Source organism: Trabulsiella guamensis ATCC 49490 (assembly GCF_000734965.1).
Classification (GTDB): Bacteria; Pseudomonadota; Gammaproteobacteria; order Enterobacterales; family Enterobacteriaceae; genus Trabulsiella; species Trabulsiella guamensis.
The window spans coordinates 1-1,451 of sequence record NZ_JMTB01000155.1 but is presented as its reverse complement, the minus strand read 5'-3'; the positions used below and the strand labels follow the sequence as shown (position 1 = coordinate 1,451).

Annotated in this window: 1 pseudogene; it reads left to right on the top strand. The window is 57.7% G+C overall.

What is annotated here, in order from left to right:
• A pseudogene (locus GTGU_RS26215) lies at positions 1-1,451 on the top strand (autotransporter adhesin BigA); the annotation flags it as partial.

The following is a 1,451-nucleotide window of genomic DNA, read 5'->3' as shown; positions in this document are numbered from 1 at the left end:
GATTACGGCCAGGCGTTCTACAACGACGGCACCGGTATCATCGTGAACTACGGGCAAATCAACCTTAGCGGTGAACCCATGGCGGATGACGACGCACATATGGGTTCACAACCCACCGATGCCACACTGCTGCCTTCCGTTATCGCTTCTGCCGGCGAAACCGTGGTGCTGGATTCGGATACCGGCTTTAAGAACGTCGGAACCGGCAGCGCCAACTACGGCAATGCCACGCTTAATGGCGATCTGCAGACCATGGGCTGGTTGTGGAACGAAGGGGCTGACAGCGTGCTGGACGTGAACGGTACCTTAACCGTGTCCGGCGGTGGTATGGAAAATCAGGGCACCCTGACTGCGGACAACATCACGATAAGCAGAAACAGCTACAACCGGGCGACCGGCAGTATCGTCACGAAACAGCTGGACCTGAACAAATCTGACGTTTCATTTTTCAACGAAGGGGATTTCACCGGCACCGTCACCGCTGCCAGTTACACCAATAATCTGGTGAACAGCGGCACAATGACTGTGACGGAAGATGGCGCTGCGGCGTTCAGCGGTGCGGCGAATATCTACAACCAGGCCGGGGCTACCATCACCAACACCGGGCAGGCCGTTGAAGGGGGTGAAAATGCGCTAATCAATATCACCCGCACCTCCAGCGCCGACACCGTCATCGTCAATGACGGTACGTTGCTGGCGCAGAACGGTTACAGCGCCATTACCACGGCACAGACCGGAACCACGGATGCCTCAAAGTGGTTTATTAACTCAGCCACCGGCGTCATCAGTGGCAGTAACGCGCAGGCGCCGCTGGTGTATGTCAACCGCGGTTATAACTTTGCCAACGAAGGCACCATGACGGTACAGGGTGACAACGCCGTGGGCATCGCCAGCTCAGGGACATCTTATACACAGTATCTGGTGAACAGCGGCACCCTGAACGTGGGAACGCAGGCAGGTCAGTCAGACGGCAGCAACGGCACCGGGCTGACGGGTATTCAGGGCGGCGGTAAGGGCACGACGGTGAATAACACTGCCAGCGGGGTGATTAACGTCTATGCCGAAGACTCATACGCCTTTGGCGGGACGGCAAAACAGTTCATCAACAACGGTGAAGTAAATCTGTTGTGTGAGACGAATTGCGGTATCTTTGCGCCAGGCACCAGCGGAACGCAGGAAGACCACTCCGGGGTGGCAGACATCACCGTGCCGGATGCCAGTAAAACGCCGTCGCAGGGGGGCGTACCGACACCGCCGGCAGACAGTGGTATGCAGGTGGTCAGCAATTACACGGTCGGTACCAACGCTGACGGCAGCGCCGGGACGCTCACCGCCAGCAATATCGCGCTGGAGAATGTCACGGTGGATACCGGCTTCACCAGCGGTACCGCAGCGACGAGCATGACTTTCAACAACGTGTTCACCGGCAGTAACATTGAGGGCGCGGATAA